We start from the raw sequence: 16,431 nt of genomic DNA on the forward strand, positions 1-16,431 counted from the left end.
TCAGTCGTTGATGGCGGCGACGACGCCGGCGCCGACGGTGCGGCCGCCCTCGCGGATGGCGAAGCGCAGCTTCTCCTCCATGGCCACCGGCACGATCAGCGCCACGTCCATGGTCACGTTGTCGCCCGGCATCACCATCTCGGTGCCCTCCGGCAGCGTGCAGATCCCGGTCACGTCCGTGGTCCGGAAGTAGAACTGCGGCCGGTAGTTGGTGAAGAACGGCGTGTGGCGGCCGCCCTCCTCCTTGGTCAGGATGTACGCCTCGGCCTTGAACTTCGAGTGCGGCTTCACCGAACCCGGCTTGCACACGACCTGGCCGCGCTCCACGTCCTCGCGCTTCGTGCCGCGCAGCAGCACGCCGACGTTGTCGCCCGCCTGCCCCTGGTCGAGCAGCTTGCGGAACATCTCCACGCCCGTCACCGTCGTCTTGGTGGTCGCCCGGATGCCGACGATCTCGACTTCCTCGCCCACCTTCACGATGCCGCGCTCGACGCGACCCGTCACCACCGTGCCGCGGCCCGAGATCGAGAACACGTCCTCGATCGGCATCAGGAACGGCATGTCGATCGGACGCTCCGGCTGCGGGATGTAGCTGTCCACGGTCGCCATCAGCGCCAGGACCGCCTCCTTGCCGATCTTCGGCTCCTTGTCCTCGAGCGCCATCAGCGCCGAGCCCTTGGTGATCGGGATGTCGTCGCCCGGGAAGTCGTACTTCGACAGCAGCTCGCGCACCTCCAGCTCGACCAGCTCCAGGAGCTCCTCGTCGTCGACCATGTCGACCTTGTTGAGGAACACCACCAGCGCCGGGACGCCGACCTGGCGGGCCAGCAGGATGTGCTCGCGGGTCTGCGGCATCGGGCCGTCGGCCGCCGACACCACCAGGATCGCGCCGTCCATCTGCGCCGCGCCCGTGATCATGTTCTTCACGTAGTCGGCGTGGCCGGGGCAATCCACGTGCGCGTAGTGACGGTTCTGCGTCTCGTACTCCACGTGCGCCGTCGAGATCGTGATCCCGCGCGCCTTCTCCTCAGGCGCCTTGTCGATCTGGTCGTAGGCCGTGAACGTCGCCCCGCCCGTCTCGGCCAGGACCTTCGTGATCGCCGCCGTCAGAGACGTCTTGCCGTGATCGACGTGGCCGATCGTGCCAATGTTGCAGTGCGGCTTGGTGCGGGAGAACTTTTCCTTGCCCATGATTCCCATTCCTGCGGCGGGGACCACGCAAGGGCCCCGAATCCTGGTCCGCCGCCCCGAAGTTCCGACAGGGGCGAAAAACGCGGTCCGCTTAGAGGGTCGGCCGCCAGGGATCAAGCTCCGCGACGCGCGGGGGCCCGCCGACCGACCGCGCTGTCAAGCTGCGGATGCGAGTCTTGAACGGAGAAAGATCAATCACAGGCAGTATCCGCGCCGCTTTCGCGCCACAGTGTGGCTTCGCGGGCATAGCGGGATCCGTGCGGCCGAGCTTAAGTGGCGACAACAACGCGTCACCTCGGACCCCCGCCATGATGAAGAAGCTCCTCCTCGCCACCGCCGCGACGGCCCTGGTCACGACGGCCGCCTCCGCCGCCGACCTGCCGCGCCGCGCCGCGCCGCCGCCGGTCTTCACGCCGGTGCCGGTCTTCACCTGGACGGGCTTCTACGCCGGTCTCGAGTCCGCCTACACCTTCACCGACCGCGAGCGCATCACGACCGTCGGCGTCCAGCCCGGCAACGCCACCAACGTCGCCCTCGGCCGTCGCCCGTTCGCGACCTCGACCTCGCAGGACGGCTTCGCCAACATCGGCGGCACCGCCGGCTACAACTACCAGTTCACGCCGGGCGCCGGCATCGTCGTCGGTATCGCCAACAGCATCGACTGGACGGACATCACCAAGAACCGGGTCGTGCTCGGCACCGGCAACGTCGCCGGCGGCCCGCCGAACATCAGCCAGTTCCGCCAGAGCCTCGACTGGCTTGGCACCCTCACCGGCCGCGTCGGCTACGCCTTCGACCGCGTCCTGGTCTACGGGATGGGCGGCCTCGCCTACGGGAACGTGTTCCACGACGCCAACTTCTACACCCCGGGTGGCCGCCTCCAGTTCGCCGGCCGCTACGACGACTTCAAGACCGGCTTCGCCTACGGCGGCGGCATCGAGTTCGCCCTGCCGACCGACAGCTTCCTGAACACCTTCGCGCTCGGCCGCTACATCGGCATCAAGTACGACGCCATCACGGTGAAGGCCGAGTACCTGCACTACGACCTCGGCAGCCAGAACGTTCTCGTCGGCGCGGTCCCGGGCGTGGGCAACGGCGCGTATATCTCGCGCTTCCGCACCGAGGGCAGCATCGTCCGCGCCGGCTTCAACTACAAGTTCGGCGGCATCTGAGTCGGACGACGCCGGGGTCTCCCCGGCGGATCCCAGGAAGGGCGGGTGCCGGCATCGGCGCCCGCCCTTTTTCGTGGGTCACGCGCGCCCCGCGAACCGCGGCCCGAGCCGCCGAGAGCCGCGCCGCGTCAGCAGGCGCGCAGGTGCGCCACCAGCCGTCCGGCCGCAGCCTCCGCAGAGCCGGTATTGAGGATCGTCAGGTCCGCGGTGACGCCGCCCTCCCGGGCGAGACGCGCGGCCAAGTCGCCGTCCTGCGCCCGGCCGCGGGCGGCGATGCGCCGCGCCAGGATCTCGGCCGGCGCCGTGATCTCGACGACGCTCACCCGCGGGCAGGCCGCCCGCGCCCGCGCGACGACGCGGCGCGAGACGTTGCAGACCACCACGTGCCCGTCGGCGACGCGCCGGCCGACCGTCTCCGGGAGCGCGTAGCCGAGGCCGTGGGCGCGCCAGCTCAGGGTGAAGCGCCCGGCCGCGCAGCCCTCGGCGAAGGCGGCCTCGTCGATCTCGTCGTTGTCCTCGTCGGCCGAGGGCGGGCGGGTGACGAGGCGGCGCGGGAAGACGTAGCGCGGGTCGTCGGCGAGCGCCGCCCGGGCGAGCCGGAGCAGCGTGTCCTTGCCGGCCCCGCTCGGGCCGACCACGAGGACGAGGCAGCCCGCCATCAGGCGACCCGCCGGCCGGCGCGCCAGACCTGGCGGACGACCGGCACGCCCTCGGCCCGCTGCACGCGCACGAGGTCGGCCCGCAGCCCGGGCGCCAGGGCGCCGCGATCGGTCAGGCCGGTGGCGCGGGCGGGGTTCGACGTGACGGTGGCGAGCGCCGCGGGCAGCGTGATCCCGGGCGCCTGCTCGGGCAGCAGGAAGGCCGCCATCAGCAGGCTCGCCGGCACGTAGTCCGACGACAGGATGTCGAGGTGCCCGGCCTCGGCCAGCGCCAGGGCCGCGACGTTGCCGGAATGCGAGCCGCCGCGGATCAGGTTCGGCGCGCCCATCATCACGGTGAGGCCCTGCCGGTGCGCGGCTTCGGCCGCCTCCAGTGTGGTAGGGAACTCGGCCAGCCGCACGCCCTCGCCGACCGCGAGGTCGACGTCGGCCAGGGTGGTGTCGTCGTGGCTCGCCAGCGGGATGCCCATCTCGCGGGCGAACTGGACGAGGGCCGGCCGGTTCTTCGCGTTGAGCGCCCGCCCGTCGCGGACCTTGCGCTCGGTGTTGGCGCGGATCTCGTCCATCGGCCGGCCGCCGCGGGTGGCGTAGGTGTAGTACTTCTCCATGTCGCGGAACTGCCGCTGGCCGGGCGTGTGGTCCATCAGCGAGATCAGCCCCACCGGGTAGCGGGCCGTGAAGGTCGCCACCGTGTCGAGCACGTCCAGGGAGGGCAATTCGCAGCGCAGGTGCGTGAAGTGCTCGGCCCGGAACAGGTCGGCGGCGCGCGCGGTGGCGATGGCGCCGGCGAGCTGCTCCAGCTCGGAGCCGAGGCCGCTGCCGTCCGGATCGCTGCCGGCACGGAGCGAATCGAACACCGTGGTGATTCCCGAGGCGGTGATCTGCGCGTCGTACGCCAGGACGGCGCCGAGAGGATGCCAGCGCACCTTCGGGCGCGGCGCGAAATGGCTCTCCAGGTGGTCGGTGTGCAGCTCGATCAGGCCGGGGATCAGGTGGTCGCCGCCGAGATCGAGGCCGCGTGCGGGCGGGCGCCCCTCGCCGATCTCGGCGATCGCCCCGTCCGACACCGCGAGCCAGCCGCGCTGCACCCGGTCCGGCAGGACCAGGGTCGCGTTCTCGAGGATGAAATCGTCCATCGTGAGGATCCTCAGGCTGCCCGGGCTTGCGGCGCGAAGCGGGTGACATCGACCACCCGGGTCGCCACAGCGTCGCGCATCTCGCTGTCGTGGAAGATGCCGAGCACGCCGGCCCCGGCCCTGAGCTTCTCGCGGACGAGCTCGGCCACCACGGCGCGGTTCTCCGCGTCCAGGGAGGCGGTCGGCTCGTCGAGGAGCAGGAGCGGCCGGTCGGCGATCAGGCCCCGGGCGATGTTCACCCGCTGCTGCTCGCCGCCCGAGAAGGTCGCGGGCGGCAGGCCCCAGAGCCGCTCCGGCAGGTTGAGCCGGGCCAGCAGGGTCTCGGCCCGCGCGCGTGCCGCCGCTTCGGACAATCCGCCCTCGCGGCCGGCGGCCTCGACGACGTCGAGGGCCGGGACCCGCGGGATCACCCGGAGGAACTGCGACACGTAGGCGATCACCCGCGCCCGCAGCGCCAGGACCGCCCGCGGATCGGCCCGGACGACGTCCACGACCGTCGCGCCGTCGCGGACCAGGATCGCGCCGCCGTCGCAGCGGTAGTTGCCGTAGGCCATCTTCAGCAGCGAGGATTTCCCCGCTCCGGACGGGCCGCCGAGCACCACGCACTCGCCGGGCTCCACGGACAGGCTGACATCGCCCACCACCGGCAGCACGACGCCGCCGCGCAGGTGCAGGGTGAAGCTCTTGGCGACGGTCTCGAAGGTCAGGAGCGCGGTCATGCGGCGAGCACCGAGGCAACGAGGAGCTGGGTGTAGGCGTGCTCGGGATCGTCGAGCACCCGGTCGGTGAGGCCGGTCTCGATCACCCGGCCGGCGCGCATGACCATGATCCGGTGCGAGAGGAGCCGCGCCACCGCGAGGTCGTGGGTGACGATGATCACCGCGAGCCCCAGCTCGGCCGAGAGCCGGCGGATCAGGTCGAGGAGCCGGGCCTGGACCGAGACGTCGAGGCCGGAGGTCGGCTCGTCCATCAGCACCAGGCGGGGGCCGGTGACGAGGTTCCGGGCGATCTGCAGGCGCTGGCGCATGCCGCCGGAGAAGCGCGTCGGCGGGTCGTCGATCCGGTCGGCGGCGATCTCGACGCGGCCGAGCCAGTCGAGGGCCTGGGCGCGGATCCGCCCGTAATGGCGGTCGCCGAGCCCCATCAGCCGCTCGCCGACATTGCCGCCGGCCGAGACCGCCATGCGCAGGCCCTGGGCCGCGTCCTGGCGGACGAAGCCCCACTCGGTGCGCATCAGCGCCCGGCGCCCGGCCTCGCTCAGGGTGGCGAGGTCGCGCAGCGCGCCGTCGCGCATCCGGTAGGCGACCGTCCCGGAATCGGGCGCCAGCTCGGTGGCGATGAGGGAGAGGAGCGTCGACTTGCCGGAACCGGATTCGCCCACGATCGCCAGCACCTCGCCGGGGACGAGGTCGAACGACACGTCGGCGCAGGCGAGCCGGGCGCCGTAGCGCTTGGTCAGGCCGCGGACCTGAAGCAGGGATTCGCTCATCGGGTCGCCTCCGCGGCGTCGGGCAGGAAGGGGGGATCGAGGCGGAAGCTGTAGCCGTAGCGCTCGAAGCCGAGGCTCTCGTAGAAGACGTGGGCCGGCTTGGCGTCGACGTTCGACGACAGGGCGAGCTTGTAGCAGCCCCGCGCCTCGGCGAGCCGGGCCGCCTCGTGCATCATCGCCCGGCCGAGACCGCCGCCGCGGTGCCGGGACGCGACCACGACACTCTCGACGAGCGCCGAGGGCGTGCCCCAGTGGGCGATGTTGTCGAGGATGACGAGGCAGAAGGTGCCGACGACAGCGCCGTCGCGTTCGGCCACGTAGAGTCCGTAATCGGGATAGGCCGCGAGCCGGTCGAGCAGCGCCCCGGCCTGTGCCAGGGTCGCCACCCGCCCGCCGTTCAGCTCGGCGTAGAGGTCGAGGATCGCGGGCAGGTCGGGCTTTCCGGCCCGGCGGACCGTGAGGTCGCTCATGCCGCGTCTCATGCCGCGTCCCCCGTGCCGACATGGCCGTCCGCGCGGCGCCCCTCGCAATGGTCGGTGTCCGAGCAGACGAACATCCGCCGGCCCGCATCGTCGAGCAGCACCTCGTCGAGATAGACGCCCTCGGCACCGCACAGCGCGCAGGGATGCTCGAACGCCTGGATCCGGAACGGGTGGTCCTCGAAGTCGAGGCTCCGCACCCGCGTGTAGGGCGGCACCGCGTAGATCCGCCGCTCGCGGCCCGCGCCGAAGAGCTGGAGCGCCGGGCAGTCGTCCATCTTGGGGTTGTCGAATTTCGGCGTCGGCGACGGGTCCATCACGTACCGGCCCGCCACCTCCACCGGGTACGCGTAGGTGGTGGCGATGTGGCCGTGGCGGCTGATGTCCTCGTAGAGCTTCACGTGCATGGCGCCGTACTCGGCCAGCGCGTGGAGCTGTCGGGTCTCGGTCTCGCGGGGCTCGAGGAAGCGCAGGGGCTCGGGGATCGGCACCTGGTAGACGAGGGTCTGCCCCTCGGTGAGCGGCGTCTCGGGGATGCGGTGGCGGGTCTGGATCACCGTCGCCTCCGCGGTGCGGGTGGTGGTGGCCACCCCGGAGGTCTTGGCGAAGAAGCGGCGGATCGAGACCGCGTTGGTGGTGTCGTCGGCCCCCTGGTCGATGACCTTCAGCACGTCCGACCGCCCGAGGATCGCGGCCGTCACCTGCACGCCGCCGGTGCCCCAGCCGTAGGGCATCGGCATCTCGCGGGAGGCGAAGGGCACCTGGTAGCCCGGCACCGCGATGGCCTTGAGGATGGCCCGGCGGATCATCCGCTTCGTGCCCTCGTCGAGATAGGCGAAGTTGTAGCCCGGTTCGCTCTCCGGGCGGTGCGCGATCGCGGCGCTCATTCGGCGGCCTCCTGCATCTCGACGGTGTCGGACCCGCGCTCGAACTCGGTACGTAGCCGGCGAACCAGTTCCAGCTCGGCCTGGAAGTCGACGTAGTGGGGCAGCTTCAGGTGCTCGACGAAGCCGGTCGCCTGGAGACTGTCGCAGTGGGCCAGCACGAATTCCTGGTCCTGGGCCGGGCTCGCCACCGGCTCGCCCAGCTCCTCCGCGCGGAGCGCCCGGTCGACCAGGGCCATCGCCATGGCCTTGCGCTCGCTCTGCCCGAAGCTCAGCCCGTAGCCGCGGGTGAATTGCGGCGGGGCCGCCCCGGAGCCCTTGAACTGGTTGACCATCTGGCACTCGGTGAGCCGGATGCGGCCGAGCGGCACCGCGAAGCCCAGCTCCTCGGGCACGAACTCGACCGCGACCTCCCCGACCCGGATCTCGCCGACGAACGGGTGGGTGCGGCCGTAGCCGCGCTGCGTCGAGTAGGCGAGGCCGAGCACGAAGCCCTCGTCGCCCCGGGCGAGCGCCTGGAGGCGGAGCGCCCGGTCGGCAGGGTAGTCCACCGGCTCGCGGGTGAGGTCGCCCGCGGGCGCGCCGTCGTCGGGGGGCGAGGGCTCGATCAGGCCGTCCCGGGCCAGCAGGTCGGTGACCCGCGGACAGGTGCCGGCATCGGCGCGCGGCGCGGCCTCGGCGGCGGGCTCGATCCCGGCTTCGGCGGCGAGCGCGAAGTCGACCAGCCGGTGGGTGTAGTCGAAGGTCGGCCCGAGCACCTGCCCGCCGGGCAGGTCCTTGAACGTCGCGGAGATCCGGCGCTCGACCGCCATGGCGCCGGTGTCGACCGGCGCGGAGGCGCCGAACCGCGGCAGCGTGGTCCGGTAGGCGCGGACCAGGAACACCGCCTCGACCACGTCGCCGCGCGCCTGCTTGAGCGCCAGCGCCGCGAGGTCCGGATCGTAGAGCGAGCCCTCGGTCATGACGCGGTCGACGAGCAGCGCCATCTGCTCCCGAATCTGCGCCACGGAGAGCTCCGGCACGGCCGGGTCGCCCCGGCGGGCCTCGGCGAGGAGCCGGTGGGCGTTGTCGATGGCGGCCTCGCCGCCCTTCACGGCCACGTACATGGATCAGGCCTCCGTGACCGTCGTGGAGCGCGGCAGACCGGCCACGCGGCCGGGCGCCGTCAGGATCAGGTCGACGCCCAGGGGGAAGCCTGCGCGGTTCTCCGCGAGCTGCGCCGCGAAGCCGTCCGGCAGGGGCGCCGGCGCGATCCCGGCGGTGCCCCGGATGCCGGGGCCGGACAGGCGCAGCCCCTCCCCCTCCGCGAGCGCGTCGAGGGCGAGCACCAGCGTCGTGGCGGTGTCGGGATAGGCCGGCGTCCCGGCGGCGAACTCCGCCAGCGGCGGGCAGCGCGCCGGGTCGCTGACCAGCGCGAAGGCCGCCGCGGCCGGGTCGCCGGTGAGCGGCGCGCCGGTGTGGAAGCGCAGGTATTCCGCGACCTCCGGCGCCGCGGCGAGGGCCGGATCGAGCCAGACCGGCGTGTCGGCGTCGGTGAGCGTCAGCGCGACGGCGGCCAGTTCCGGCGTCAGGGGCGCGGGCGGCGCGAGACCCGGCGCGAGGAGCCGGACGCGTCCGGGGCGGGCGAGGGCGTCCATCACGGCGCGGAACGTGTCCTGCGCGTCGTGGACCGGGTCGGCGAAGCCGGGGGCGAGCATGCTCAATCCTCTCCGCGGGCGAGGGTCAGGAAGTCGACCCGGGTGGCGGCCGTGCGTCGGGCGGCCCGATCCCGGGAGGCCGCGAGCCGCCGGGCGGCGGGCTCCAGGGCGGCCTCGACCCGGGCGCGCCGGACCGGATCCTGCCAGAGGGCGTCGAGGATCGCGGCGAGCCGCGCCTTCGCGCGGTCGCGGCCGAGATGGTAGGCGAAGCCCGCCGGACCGTCCGCGAGGCGGATGGCGGCCCGGGTCACGCTGACCTCGCCGAGATTGAACGGGCGACCGTCGCCGCCGATCCGGCCCGACGCCATCACGAGACCGGTCTCGGGCGGACGCAGGTCCGCGGCCGCGGGCGCTTCGAGGCCCGACACGGCCGCCTCGAGGGCCGCCTCGAGATCCGCGCGGCTCGCCTCGGCACAGAGGGCCATGACCGCTTGGCGCGCCGCGGTGTCGCCCTCGGATTCCGGATGTCTCGGGGTCGTCGTCATCGCGAATCCCTTCGTCGCTCAGTTGTCTAGGTGTATAGACAACTGGCGTGCGCCGCACAAATGAAGTTTGGATGACAGGATGGATGCGCAGGAGCAGGCGGCCGGCCTCGTCCGGGGCGAGGGGCTGACGGCGTGGCGGCAGATCGCCGACGCGCTGACGGCCGAGATCGCGGCGGGACGCTACGCGCCGGGACAGCAGCTCCCCGCCGAGGCCGCGCTGGCGACGCGATTCGCGGTGAACCGGCACACGGTGCGGCGCGCCCTCGCGGCGCTGGCCGAGGGCGGGCTCGTGCGCGCCAGCCAGGGCCGGGGCACCTTCGTGGAGGAGGCGCCGCTCGCCTACCCGATCGGGCCGCGGACGCGCTTCTCCGAGATCGTCGCCGGGGCCGGGCGCGAAGCCTGGGGCGACCTCGTCGCGGCGACCACGGTCCCGGCCGGGACCGAGCAGGCGGCGTCCCTGGCCCTCGCCCCCGGCGCGCCGATCCTGGAGCTGCTGACGGTCCACCGGGCGGACGGCGCCCCGCTCTCGACGGCGCTGACCTGGCTGCCGCTGCCGCGCTTCGCGGGTTTCGCCGAGACCTACGCGGCGCGCGGCTCGATCACCCGGGCCTTCGCGACCTGCGGCGTCCACGACTACACCCGGCTCTCGACGCGGATCCGGGCCCGCCCCGCGGATCCCGCGGAGGCGCAGCGCCTCGACATCGCGCCGGGGCGGGTCGTGCTGGTGGTGTCGAGCGTCAACATCGATCCCGCCGGCGTGCCGATCCAGGCGAACCGCACCCTGTTCGCCGCCGACCGCGTGGAGCTGGTGATCGGCGGGTGATGCGACCTCCGCGCGACCTCCGCGCGACCTCCGCGCGATGTCCGCGCGACGGCCTCGGCACTCCGTCCTCGCGAGCGGAGCGAAGCGACCCGGGGCAGCGCGACCCTGGATCATTGCGCTCCGCGCGTGATGCCGGAAAGCCGAGGCCTCCCTCAGCGCGCCGCCGGCCCGATGATCGCCCGGCGCAGGCGGGTCGAGACCCAGTCGATCGCCGCCACGGTCACGAGGATCATCAGCACCAGGAAGGCGACCTGCTGCAGCTCCAGCACGCGGATCAGCTCGGTGAGGTACTGGCCGATGCCGCCCGCGCCGACGATGCCGATGATCGTCGCCGAGCGGGTGTTCGACTCGAAGAAGTAGAGGACCTGGCTCGCCAGCACCGGCAGCACCCCAGGGATCAGCCCGAAGCGGATGCGGTGGAGCGCCGAGCCGCCCGAGGCGACGACGCCCTCGCCGGCCCGCTTGTCGCAGGTCTCGATCGCCTCCGAGAACAGCTTGCCGAGCGCGCCGAAATCCGAGCACGCGATCGCGAGCGCCCCGGCGAACGGGCCCAGGCCGACGACGTTGATCCAGATCAGCGCCCAGATCAGCACGTCGACCGAGCGCATCACGTCGAGGCCGCGGCGGACCGCGAACCGCGCAAACGGGTTGGGCACGACGTTCCGCGCCGCCAGGAACGCCACCGGGAAGGCGAGGATCGCCGCCGTCAGCGTGCCCAGGAAGGCGATGCCGAGGGTCTCGCCCAGCGCGTGCAGGAAGGTCCAGAACTGGCCCTCCGGCGATGGCGGCAGCATCAGCACCGCGAAGGTGCCGAGCCGCCCGAGCCCGTGGAGGATCCGCGCCACCGAGAAGTCGAGGCGCCAGTAGCCGAGCGCCGCAAGGCCCACCAGGACGACGAGCAGGGCGGCGAGCCGCGCCCGCCCCGGCCAGTCGGTGCGGAACTGCGCGGGGTAGCGCGCGCGCAGGCGGCCGAGGTCGGCCCGGGCCGCCGCCCGCAGGGTCTCGGGACGCGCGCTCATCGGGCGTGCTCCGCGCCGATCAGGCGGTGGCGGACCCGCTCGGTGACGAGGTCGATGCAGAAGACGGTCAGGATGATCAGCACGAGGATCGCGCTCACGTCCGCGTAGTAGAAATTGCGGATCGCCACGAGGAATTCCTGGCCGATGCCGCCGGCGCCGACGAAGCCCATCACCCCGGCGCCGCGCACGTTGATCTCGAAGCGCAGCAGCGCGTAGGAGGCGAAGTTCGACAGCACCTGCGGCAGGACCGCGAAGCGCACCGTCTGGACCCAGGTCGCGCCCGAGGCCGACAGGCCCTCGACGGGCCGCATGTCGATGTTCTCGACCACCTCGGAGAACAGCTTGCCCAGCGCGCCCGTGGTGTGGATCGCGATGGCGAGCACGCCCACCATCGGGCCGAGGCCGAAGGCGATGACGAAGATCAGCGCGAACACGACCTCGGGGACGGTGCGGCACAGTTCCAAGAGGCGCTTGGCGCCGACGCGCAGCACGCGCGACCGCACGAGGTTGGCGGCGGCCACGAAGCTGAGGGCGAAGCCCGCCAGCCCCCCGAGCAGCGTCCCGAGATAGGCCATGAGCAGGGTCTCGCCCAGCAGGCCCAGCCATTTGGGCAGGCCCCAGTACCAGGCGCGGACGTCCTCCAGCGGGTGCTCGAGGCTGATCGGCGGCAGGATCTGCTGGATGTAGGCGGTGAACTTGCCGATGTTCTCGGCGAAGACCAGCGGCCGCACCTCGGCGATCAGGCCCGCGACCACGGCGAGCGCCGCCACCAGGGCGAAGCCCGCCAGCGTGCGGCGGCGGGCCTCGCCGGTCGCCGCTGCGTAGAGGCCGGAGAGGGCGGCTGCCCGCTCCGGCGACAGGGGTGTCAGGCCGCGCAAGGCGGGCGGCTCCGGATCAGGACTTCCGGCGCTGCTCGTCGTTGAACCGCAGCATGTCGATGATCGGCTGGTAATCCTTGAGGGTCACCGGCGTGAGATCCTGGTCCTTGCCGTCGGAGAGCCGGTCGAACGCGGCCTTGTCGGCCTTCGGCAGGGCCACGAAGGCGTCGCGGATCTTGGCCTTCAGGTCGTCCGGCAGGCTCGCCAGCACGGCGAAGGGCCCCTCCGGCAGGAAGTCGGACTTGAACACGACCCGGAAGTCCGACTGCTGCATCGGCGTGCCGTCGGGCTTCTTGAGCATGCCCTTGGCGGCCATGCGGGTGACCATCGTGTCGGTCTCGGAGTTCCACAGGTTGGCGGCGGCGTCGGCCGTGCCCTGGGTGAGCGCCAGGACGGCGTTCTCGTGGCTGCCCGCGTAGAAGGTCTTGCCGAAGAACTTCTCGACGTCGTAGCCGGCCCGCTTCAGGAAGAAGCGCGGCGCCTGGTTGCCGGAGGTGGAGTTCGGATCGACCAGCGCGAGGTTCTTGCCCTTGAGATCCTCGACGGTCTTGTAGGGGCTGGAGGCCAGCACGTAGACCACCGAATAGTAGCCCGAGGCGCCGGTCTCGTGCTTCTGGTTGACGATCGGCTCGATCTTGACGCCGGTCATCACGGCCCGCGCGAACGAGGCCGGCCCGTACCACGCGATCTGGATGTTGCCGGCGCGCTGGCCCTCGATCACGGCGGCGTAGTCGCTCGCCACCCGCAGCTTGACCGGCACGCCGAGCGTCTTGGTCAGGTAGGCGGTGAGCGGCGCCCAGCGGTCGGCGGTGCCCGAGGCGTTCTCGGCCGGGATCACGCCCAGCGTCAGCTCCGGATACTGGGCCTTCCAGTCCTGGGCGGCGGCCGGCAGGCCGAGGAGGGCGAGGGCCGCGGCGGCGGCGGCGAGGGTGCGTCGGGTGATCATCGGGTCGTCCTTCGTGGCGTCGGCGAGGTTCGGCCGGCCGGAGGCCGGTCGGGCGTTTCCAAGACGGTGCACTTTGGCGGTGCGCTCTGGCGGTGTTCGTTGGGGCCCGGGGCCCGGATCAGGCGCCGAGGGCGGCCTCGCGGACCGGGCGGACCGGCACGAGACCGGGCCGGCCCGGCATCGCGGCCCGCTGCTCCGCCTCGCGCTGCGCGGAATCGTCCAGCACCTCGCCGGCCTCCAGGCCGTAGAGCCGGCGCGCCACGTCCTCGGTGAGGTCGAAGGGGCCGCCCTCGAACACGACCCGCCCGGCCGCGAGGCCGACGAGGCGGTCGCAGTAGGCGCGGGCGAGGTCGAGGGAGTGCAGGTTGCACAGCACCGTGATGCCGTAGCGCCGGTTCACGTCGGCGAGCGCGTCCATCACGAGCCGCGTGTTGCGCGGGTCGAGCGAGGCGACCGGCTCGTCGGCGAGCAGGATCTCGGGTTCCTGCACGAGGGCGCGGGCGATGGCGACGCGCTGCTGCTGGCCGCCCGACAGGCCGTCGGCCCGCTGGCCGGCGAACTCGCCCATGTCGAAGCTCTCCAGGGCGGCGAGGGCCATGGCGCGGTCCTCGGCGGACCATTGCCGGAGCAGGGCGCGGTGGGTCGGCACGTGGCTGAGGCGCCCCATCAGCACGTTGGTCATGACGTCGAGCCGGCCGACGAGGTTGAATTGCTGGAAGATCATGGCGCAGCGGGTGCGCCACTCGCGCAGCGGGCGGCCGCGCAGGGTGGTGACCTCGCGGCCGTCGTGGAGGATGCGTCCCGAACTCGGATCCGCCAGCCGGTTGATGAGGCGCAGCAGCGTGGACTTGCCGGCACCGGACCGGCCGATCACCCCGACGAAGCTGCCGGGCTCGATCCGGAGCGACACGCCGTCGACGGCGCGTCGGTCGCCGTACTGGCGCGTGAGATCCTCGATAACCAGCATGCCACCATCCGCCGGGGAACGGCCGCACGTAGACGCCGGTTTGACGACGATTGGATGACGTATTCGGAACGATTATATTTGCCGGCGCAGCATCTCGGCTTTTCGATAGCCGACTTAATCTTCGTGGCGCTCCAGGAATGCTTCGATGGGCAGCCCGCGGAAATCCGGCAGCGCCCGGCGCAGGCGCTCGTGGTCCCAGTCCCACCACGCCAAGCGGGTCAGACGGTCCGCGACGGCCTCGGGGAAGCGGCGCCGGACCGGCCGGGCGGGATTGCCGACGACGATCGTGTAGGGCTCGACGTCGCGGGTGACGATGGCGCCCGCCCCCACCACCGCGCCGGTGCCGATCGTGCGCCCGGGCAGGACGACCGCGCCGTGGCCGATCCAGACATCGTGGCCGATCGCCACCGGGCTCGCCCGGCGCCGGTCGAAGTAGGCGGGCTCGTCCGCTTCCTCCGGCCAGTAGGCGCGCGCCCGGTAGGTGAAGTGCGCCTGCGACGCCCGCTCCATCGGGTGGTTGCCGGGATTGATCCGCACGCTGGCGGCGATCGAGCAGAACTTGCCGATCGCGGTGTAGATCACCTCGCCGTCCTCACCGATGTAGGAATAGTCGTCGAGGGTCGTCTCGGTGAGGCGGGTGCGGGCGCCGACCTCGGTGTAGCGGCCGAGGCGGCTGTCGACGACCCGGGCGCTCGGATCGAGCGCGGGTTCGAGGCCGAGGGGGCGGTCAACCACGGGCCTCTCCGAAGGGCAGGCGCGCCAGGAGCCGGAACGGCCCCGACCCGTCCTGGGTCAGGAGGCTGATGGCGTCGATCCGCAGGGGCTCCGGTCCCGCGGCGGCGTAGGCCTCGGACAGGCGCCGGTGCCAGAGGTCGCGCTCCGCCTCCGGCAGGGCGTCGGTCAGGGTCATGTGGAAGCGGAAGGCCTCGAACACGTAGGGATAGCCCCAGCGCTCGAGGAGCGCGCGGCCGCGCGGGTCGAGGCGCTCCGGCCGGCGCTTGGCGCGCTCGGCCTCCGTGAGCGGCGCCCGGAACGGGTCGAGGGCGGCGACGCACTCGGCGGCGAGGAGCCCGAGTTCCGGCGGGGGTGTCTCCGGCACCAGGGCGAGGAACGGCCCGAGGGCGGCGACCCGGAGCGGCCCCACCGCCACTGGCGGGTGCGCGGCCGCGAGGGCGCGGGCGGCGGCCACGAGGTCGGCCTCCCCGGTGCCGGGGGCGAGGCGCAGCGGCGCCTTGAGGGTGGCGTGGAACCCGTAGACCCGCGCGCCCGCCGTGACCGCAGCGAGATCACCGAGCCCCTCCGGGTGCGGCACCGGCAGCCCGGCGACGTTGTCGGTGCCGAGGATCGCCCGGCCGAAGGCTTCGAGGCGCGAATCCGGGGCGGGCAGCCAGTAGAGGGCGTAGCGGCGCGACACGTAGGGTCTCCGATCGCCGGGCGGTCAGGCCGTCGGCGCGTAGGTGCGCGCGTCGGCGGCCCGCCGGGGGCGCACGTCCATGGCATTGCCCCGCCACACGATGGCGCTCCGCATCCAGGCGCCGACCCAGATCGCCGGGATCAGGGCGTCGCGCGCCAGGAAGGCCGCCAGCGTGCGGGGCGAGCGGTGCCAGCCCGCGCGGGCCGCGAGCCGGTGCTCGGCGGCATAGCACAGGGCGGCGAGGCCGGCAGCGCCCGCGAGGCCCGCGAGGCTTCCGGCCCAGAGGGCGACGAGGAGCGCCGGCAGCAGGACGCCGCTGCCGATCTCGGGGGCGAAGAACAGCGGGAAGGTCACGCGGCGCAGGCGCGCCCAGCGCAGCTGCCGCGACCAGACCTCCCGGAAGCCGCGCGGGCCGAGCGGCTGCTCGAACGGGCTCGCCACGAGGTGGACCCGCTTGCCGGCGGCACGCACGAGCTTGGTGGCGGCCGCGTCCTCGGCGATCTCGGCCGCGAGCGCCTGGAGGCCGCCCTGCGCCTCCAGGAAGGGCTTGTGCCAGAGCATGCTCTTGCCCTGCGCGAAGCCCAGCCCGAAGGCCTCGGCGGCGTATTGCCAGCGCGCCTGCAGGGTGTTCAGGAAGGCGCACTCCACCTCCGCCATGAAGCTGCCCGGGCGGGCGCCGGCCGGGGTGGAGCAGACGAGCCCGGTATCGGCGCGCCACGCCGCCTGCAGCCGCTGGAGGTAGTCCGGCGGCATGGCGACGTTGGAATCGGCGAGCACCACCCAGTCGTGGGCGGCGGCGCGCCAGCCGCGCAGGCAGTTGTTGAGCTTCGGGTTCGCGCTGACGCGCTCGTCGCCGAGGATCAGGCGGGCGGGCACGTGCGGGTGGGCCTCGATCAGGCGCTCCACCATCGGGACGATCGGGTCGGCCGGGTCGGCCACGCAGAAGATCAGCTCGTAGGACGGGTAGTCGAGACGGACGCTGCGGAGGAGCATCTCCTCGCTGTAGGCCTCGACCCCGCGCAGGGGGCGGACCAGGGAGACGGGCGCGCCGTCCGGGAACCGCGACGGGCCGTGGTCCCGGCCGAGGCGCCGGGCCGCGACGGCGATGCTGCCGATCTGGACGACGGCCAGGAGCGCGCCGAGGGACAGGGCCGGCACCGTGGCGTCAATCATGCGGATCCCTCGTGCGATC

At 72.9% G+C, this 16,431-nt stretch carries 19 protein-coding genes; 2 read left to right on the top strand and 17 right to left on the bottom strand.

Features of this window, described 5'->3' with window-relative positions; translation table 11 throughout:
• Nucleotides 1-1,191: an elongation factor Tu gene (gene tuf / locus H288_RS0116870; protein ID WP_020093754.1), complete on the bottom strand. Its 1,191-nt coding sequence runs from the start codon at nt 1,189-1,191 to the stop codon at nt 1-3.
• Between the two features lie 308 nt (nt 1,192-1,499).
• Between tuf and H288_RS0116875 the strand changes: the two genes are divergently transcribed.
• Entirely contained in the window at nt 1,500-2,363 is an 864-nt protein-coding gene (locus tag H288_RS0116875) for a porin (RefSeq protein ID WP_020093755.1), read from the top strand.
• A 128-nt stretch (nt 2,364-2,491) separates the two neighbouring features.
• On the opposite strand, the gene phnN is transcribed toward H288_RS0116875, so the two are convergent.
• The 9 genes from phnN to phnG are packed head-to-tail and all read right to left on the bottom strand — an operon-like array spanning nt 2,492 to nt 9,192.
• Nucleotides 2,492-3,022: a phosphonate metabolism protein/1,5-bisphosphokinase (PRPP-forming) PhnN gene (gene phnN, locus H288_RS0116880; RefSeq protein ID WP_020093756.1), complete on the bottom strand. Its 531-nt coding sequence runs from the start codon at nt 3,020-3,022 to the stop codon at nt 2,492-2,494.
• A complete protein-coding gene (locus H288_RS0116885) occupies nt 3,022-4,158 on the bottom strand; it encodes an alpha-D-ribose 1-methylphosphonate 5-triphosphate diphosphatase (protein ID WP_020093757.1) in 1,137 nt (378 codons plus the stop codon). The genes phnN and H288_RS0116885 overlap by 1 nt, the downstream gene beginning before the upstream one ends.
• Nucleotides 4,159-4,169: 11 nt before the next feature.
• Nucleotides 4,170-4,877: a phosphonate C-P lyase system protein PhnL gene (gene phnL / locus H288_RS0116890; RefSeq protein ID WP_020093758.1), complete on the bottom strand. Its 708-nt coding sequence runs from the start codon at nt 4,875-4,877 to the stop codon at nt 4,170-4,172.
• Nucleotides 4,874-5,647, bottom strand: a complete 774-nt coding sequence (phnK, locus tag H288_RS0116895) for a phosphonate C-P lyase system protein PhnK (RefSeq protein WP_020093759.1) — start codon at nt 5,645-5,647, stop codon at nt 4,874-4,876. Before phnK ends, phnL begins: the two co-directional genes overlap by 4 nt.
• A complete protein-coding gene (locus H288_RS0116900; protein ID WP_020093760.1) occupies nt 5,644-6,117 on the bottom strand; it encodes a GNAT family N-acetyltransferase in 474 nt (157 codons plus the stop codon). The genes phnK and H288_RS0116900 overlap by 4 nt, the downstream gene beginning before the upstream one ends.
• Nucleotides 6,118-6,125: 8 nt before the next feature.
• Nucleotides 6,126-7,013, bottom strand: coding sequence for an alpha-D-ribose 1-methylphosphonate 5-phosphate C-P-lyase PhnJ (locus tag H288_RS0116905; RefSeq protein ID WP_020093761.1), 888 nt, complete (start codon nt 7,011-7,013; stop codon nt 6,126-6,128).
• Complete coding sequence (locus tag H288_RS0116910; protein WP_020093762.1) at nt 7,010-8,116, bottom strand: carbon-phosphorus lyase complex subunit PhnI; 1,107 nt, start codon at nt 8,114-8,116, stop codon at nt 7,010-7,012. The genes H288_RS0116905 and H288_RS0116910 overlap by 4 nt, the downstream gene beginning before the upstream one ends.
• 3 nt (nt 8,117-8,119) lie before the next feature.
• A complete protein-coding gene (gene phnH / locus H288_RS0116915) occupies nt 8,120-8,707 on the bottom strand; it encodes a phosphonate C-P lyase system protein PhnH (RefSeq protein WP_020093763.1) in 588 nt (195 codons plus the stop codon).
• Nucleotides 8,708-8,709: 2 nt separating this feature from the next.
• Nucleotides 8,710-9,192 carry a phosphonate C-P lyase system protein PhnG gene (gene phnG, locus H288_RS0116920; protein WP_020093764.1) on the bottom strand — a complete coding sequence of 161 codons (483 nt, stop codon included), beginning with the start codon at nt 9,190-9,192 and terminating at the stop codon, nt 8,710-8,712.
• 79 nt (nt 9,193-9,271) lie between these two features.
• Here phnG and phnF point away from each other — a divergent pair, with 79 nt between their 5' ends.
• The gene (gene phnF / locus H288_RS0116925; RefSeq protein WP_020093765.1) at nt 9,272-10,015 is read left to right on the top strand and encodes a phosphonate metabolism transcriptional regulator PhnF; all 744 of its coding nucleotides are present in this window, start codon (nt 9,272-9,274) and stop codon (nt 10,013-10,015) included.
• Nucleotides 10,016-10,167: 152 nt separating this feature from the next.
• Here phnF and phnE (H288_RS0116930) read toward each other — a convergent pair whose 3' ends face one another.
• The 7 genes from phnE (H288_RS0116930) to H288_RS0116960 all read right to left on the bottom strand — a co-directional run bounded on the left by phnE (H288_RS0116930) (nt 10,168) and on the right by H288_RS0116960 (nt 16,412).
• The gene (gene phnE, locus H288_RS0116930) at nt 10,168-11,034 is read right to left on the bottom strand and encodes a phosphonate ABC transporter, permease protein PhnE (RefSeq protein WP_020093766.1); all 867 of its coding nucleotides are present in this window, start codon (nt 11,032-11,034) and stop codon (nt 10,168-10,170) included.
• The gene (phnE, locus tag H288_RS0116935; protein ID WP_020093767.1) at nt 11,031-11,912 is read right to left on the bottom strand and encodes a phosphonate ABC transporter, permease protein PhnE; all 882 of its coding nucleotides are present in this window, start codon (nt 11,910-11,912) and stop codon (nt 11,031-11,033) included. Before phnE (H288_RS0116935) ends, phnE (H288_RS0116930) begins: the two co-directional genes overlap by 4 nt.
• 16 nt (nt 11,913-11,928) lie before the next feature.
• Nucleotides 11,929-12,858, bottom strand: a complete 930-nt coding sequence (gene phnD / locus H288_RS0116940) for a phosphonate ABC transporter substrate-binding protein (RefSeq protein WP_026605019.1) — start codon at nt 12,856-12,858, stop codon at nt 11,929-11,931.
• Nucleotides 12,859-12,976: 118 nt separating this feature from the next.
• On the bottom strand, nt 12,977-13,825 hold the full coding sequence (gene phnC / locus H288_RS0116945) for a phosphonate ABC transporter ATP-binding protein (protein WP_020093769.1): 849 nt from the start codon (nt 13,823-13,825) through the stop codon (nt 12,977-12,979).
• A 114-nt stretch (nt 13,826-13,939) separates the two neighbouring features.
• Entirely contained in the window at nt 13,940-14,560 is a 621-nt protein-coding gene (locus H288_RS0116950) for an acetyltransferase (RefSeq protein WP_020093770.1), read from the bottom strand.
• A complete protein-coding gene (locus tag H288_RS0116955) occupies nt 14,553-15,239 on the bottom strand; it encodes a DUF1045 domain-containing protein (RefSeq protein ID WP_020093771.1) in 687 nt (228 codons plus the stop codon). Before H288_RS0116955 ends, H288_RS0116950 begins: the two co-directional genes overlap by 8 nt.
• Nucleotides 15,240-15,263: 24 nt before the next feature.
• Nucleotides 15,264-16,412: a ceramide glucosyltransferase gene (locus tag H288_RS0116960; RefSeq protein ID WP_020093772.1), complete on the bottom strand. Its 1,149-nt coding sequence runs from the start codon at nt 16,410-16,412 to the stop codon at nt 15,264-15,266.
• Nucleotides 16,413-16,431: the final 19 nt, after the last annotated feature.

The sequence above is a fragment of the Methylobacterium sp. 285MFTsu5.1 genome, assembly GCF_000383455.1.
Lineage (GTDB): Bacteria > Pseudomonadota > Alphaproteobacteria > Rhizobiales > Beijerinckiaceae > Methylobacterium.

Coding starts and splice junctions, on each gene's coding strand:
- tuf (WP_020093754.1), bottom strand. CDS start 1,191: ATGGGCAAGGAAAAGTTCTCCCGCACCAAGCCGCACTGCAACATTGGC.
- H288_RS0116875 (WP_020093755.1), top strand. CDS start 1,500: ATGATGAAGAAGCTCCTCCTCGCCACCGCCGCGACGGCCCTGGTCACG.
- phnN (WP_020093756.1), bottom strand. CDS start 3,022: ATGGCGGGCTGCCTCGTCCTCGTGGTCGGCCCGAGCGGGGCCGGCAAG.
- H288_RS0116885 (WP_020093757.1), bottom strand. CDS start 4,158: ATGGACGATTTCATCCTCGAGAACGCGACCCTGGTCCTGCCGGACCGG.
- phnL (WP_020093758.1), bottom strand. CDS start 4,877: ATGACCGCGCTCCTGACCTTCGAGACCGTCGCCAAGAGCTTCACCCTG.
- phnK (WP_020093759.1), bottom strand. CDS start 5,647: ATGAGCGAATCCCTGCTTCAGGTCCGCGGCCTGACCAAGCGCTACGGC.
- H288_RS0116900 (WP_020093760.1), bottom strand. CDS start 6,117: ATGAGCGACCTCACGGTCCGCCGGGCCGGAAAGCCCGACCTGCCCGCG.
- H288_RS0116905 (WP_020093761.1), bottom strand. CDS start 7,013: ATGAGCGCCGCGATCGCGCACCGCCCGGAGAGCGAACCGGGCTACAAC.
- H288_RS0116910 (WP_020093762.1), bottom strand. CDS start 8,116: ATGTACGTGGCCGTGAAGGGCGGCGAGGCCGCCATCGACAACGCCCAC.
- phnH (WP_020093763.1), bottom strand. CDS start 8,707: ATGCTCGCCCCCGGCTTCGCCGACCCGGTCCACGACGCGCAGGACACG.
- phnG (WP_020093764.1), bottom strand. CDS start 9,192: ATGACGACGACCCCGAGACATCCGGAATCCGAGGGCGACACCGCGGCG.
- phnF (WP_020093765.1), top strand. CDS start 9,272: ATGGATGCGCAGGAGCAGGCGGCCGGCCTCGTCCGGGGCGAGGGGCTG.
- phnE (WP_020093766.1), bottom strand. CDS start 11,034: ATGAGCGCGCGTCCCGAGACCCTGCGGGCGGCGGCCCGGGCCGACCTC.
- phnD (WP_026605019.1), bottom strand. CDS start 12,858: ATGATCACCCGACGCACCCTCGCCGCCGCCGCCGCGGCCCTCGCCCTC.
- phnC (WP_020093769.1), bottom strand. CDS start 13,825: ATGCTGGTTATCGAGGATCTCACGCGCCAGTACGGCGACCGACGCGCC.
- H288_RS0116960 (WP_020093772.1), bottom strand. CDS start 16,412: ATGATTGACGCCACGGTGCCGGCCCTGTCCCTCGGCGCGCTCCTGGCC.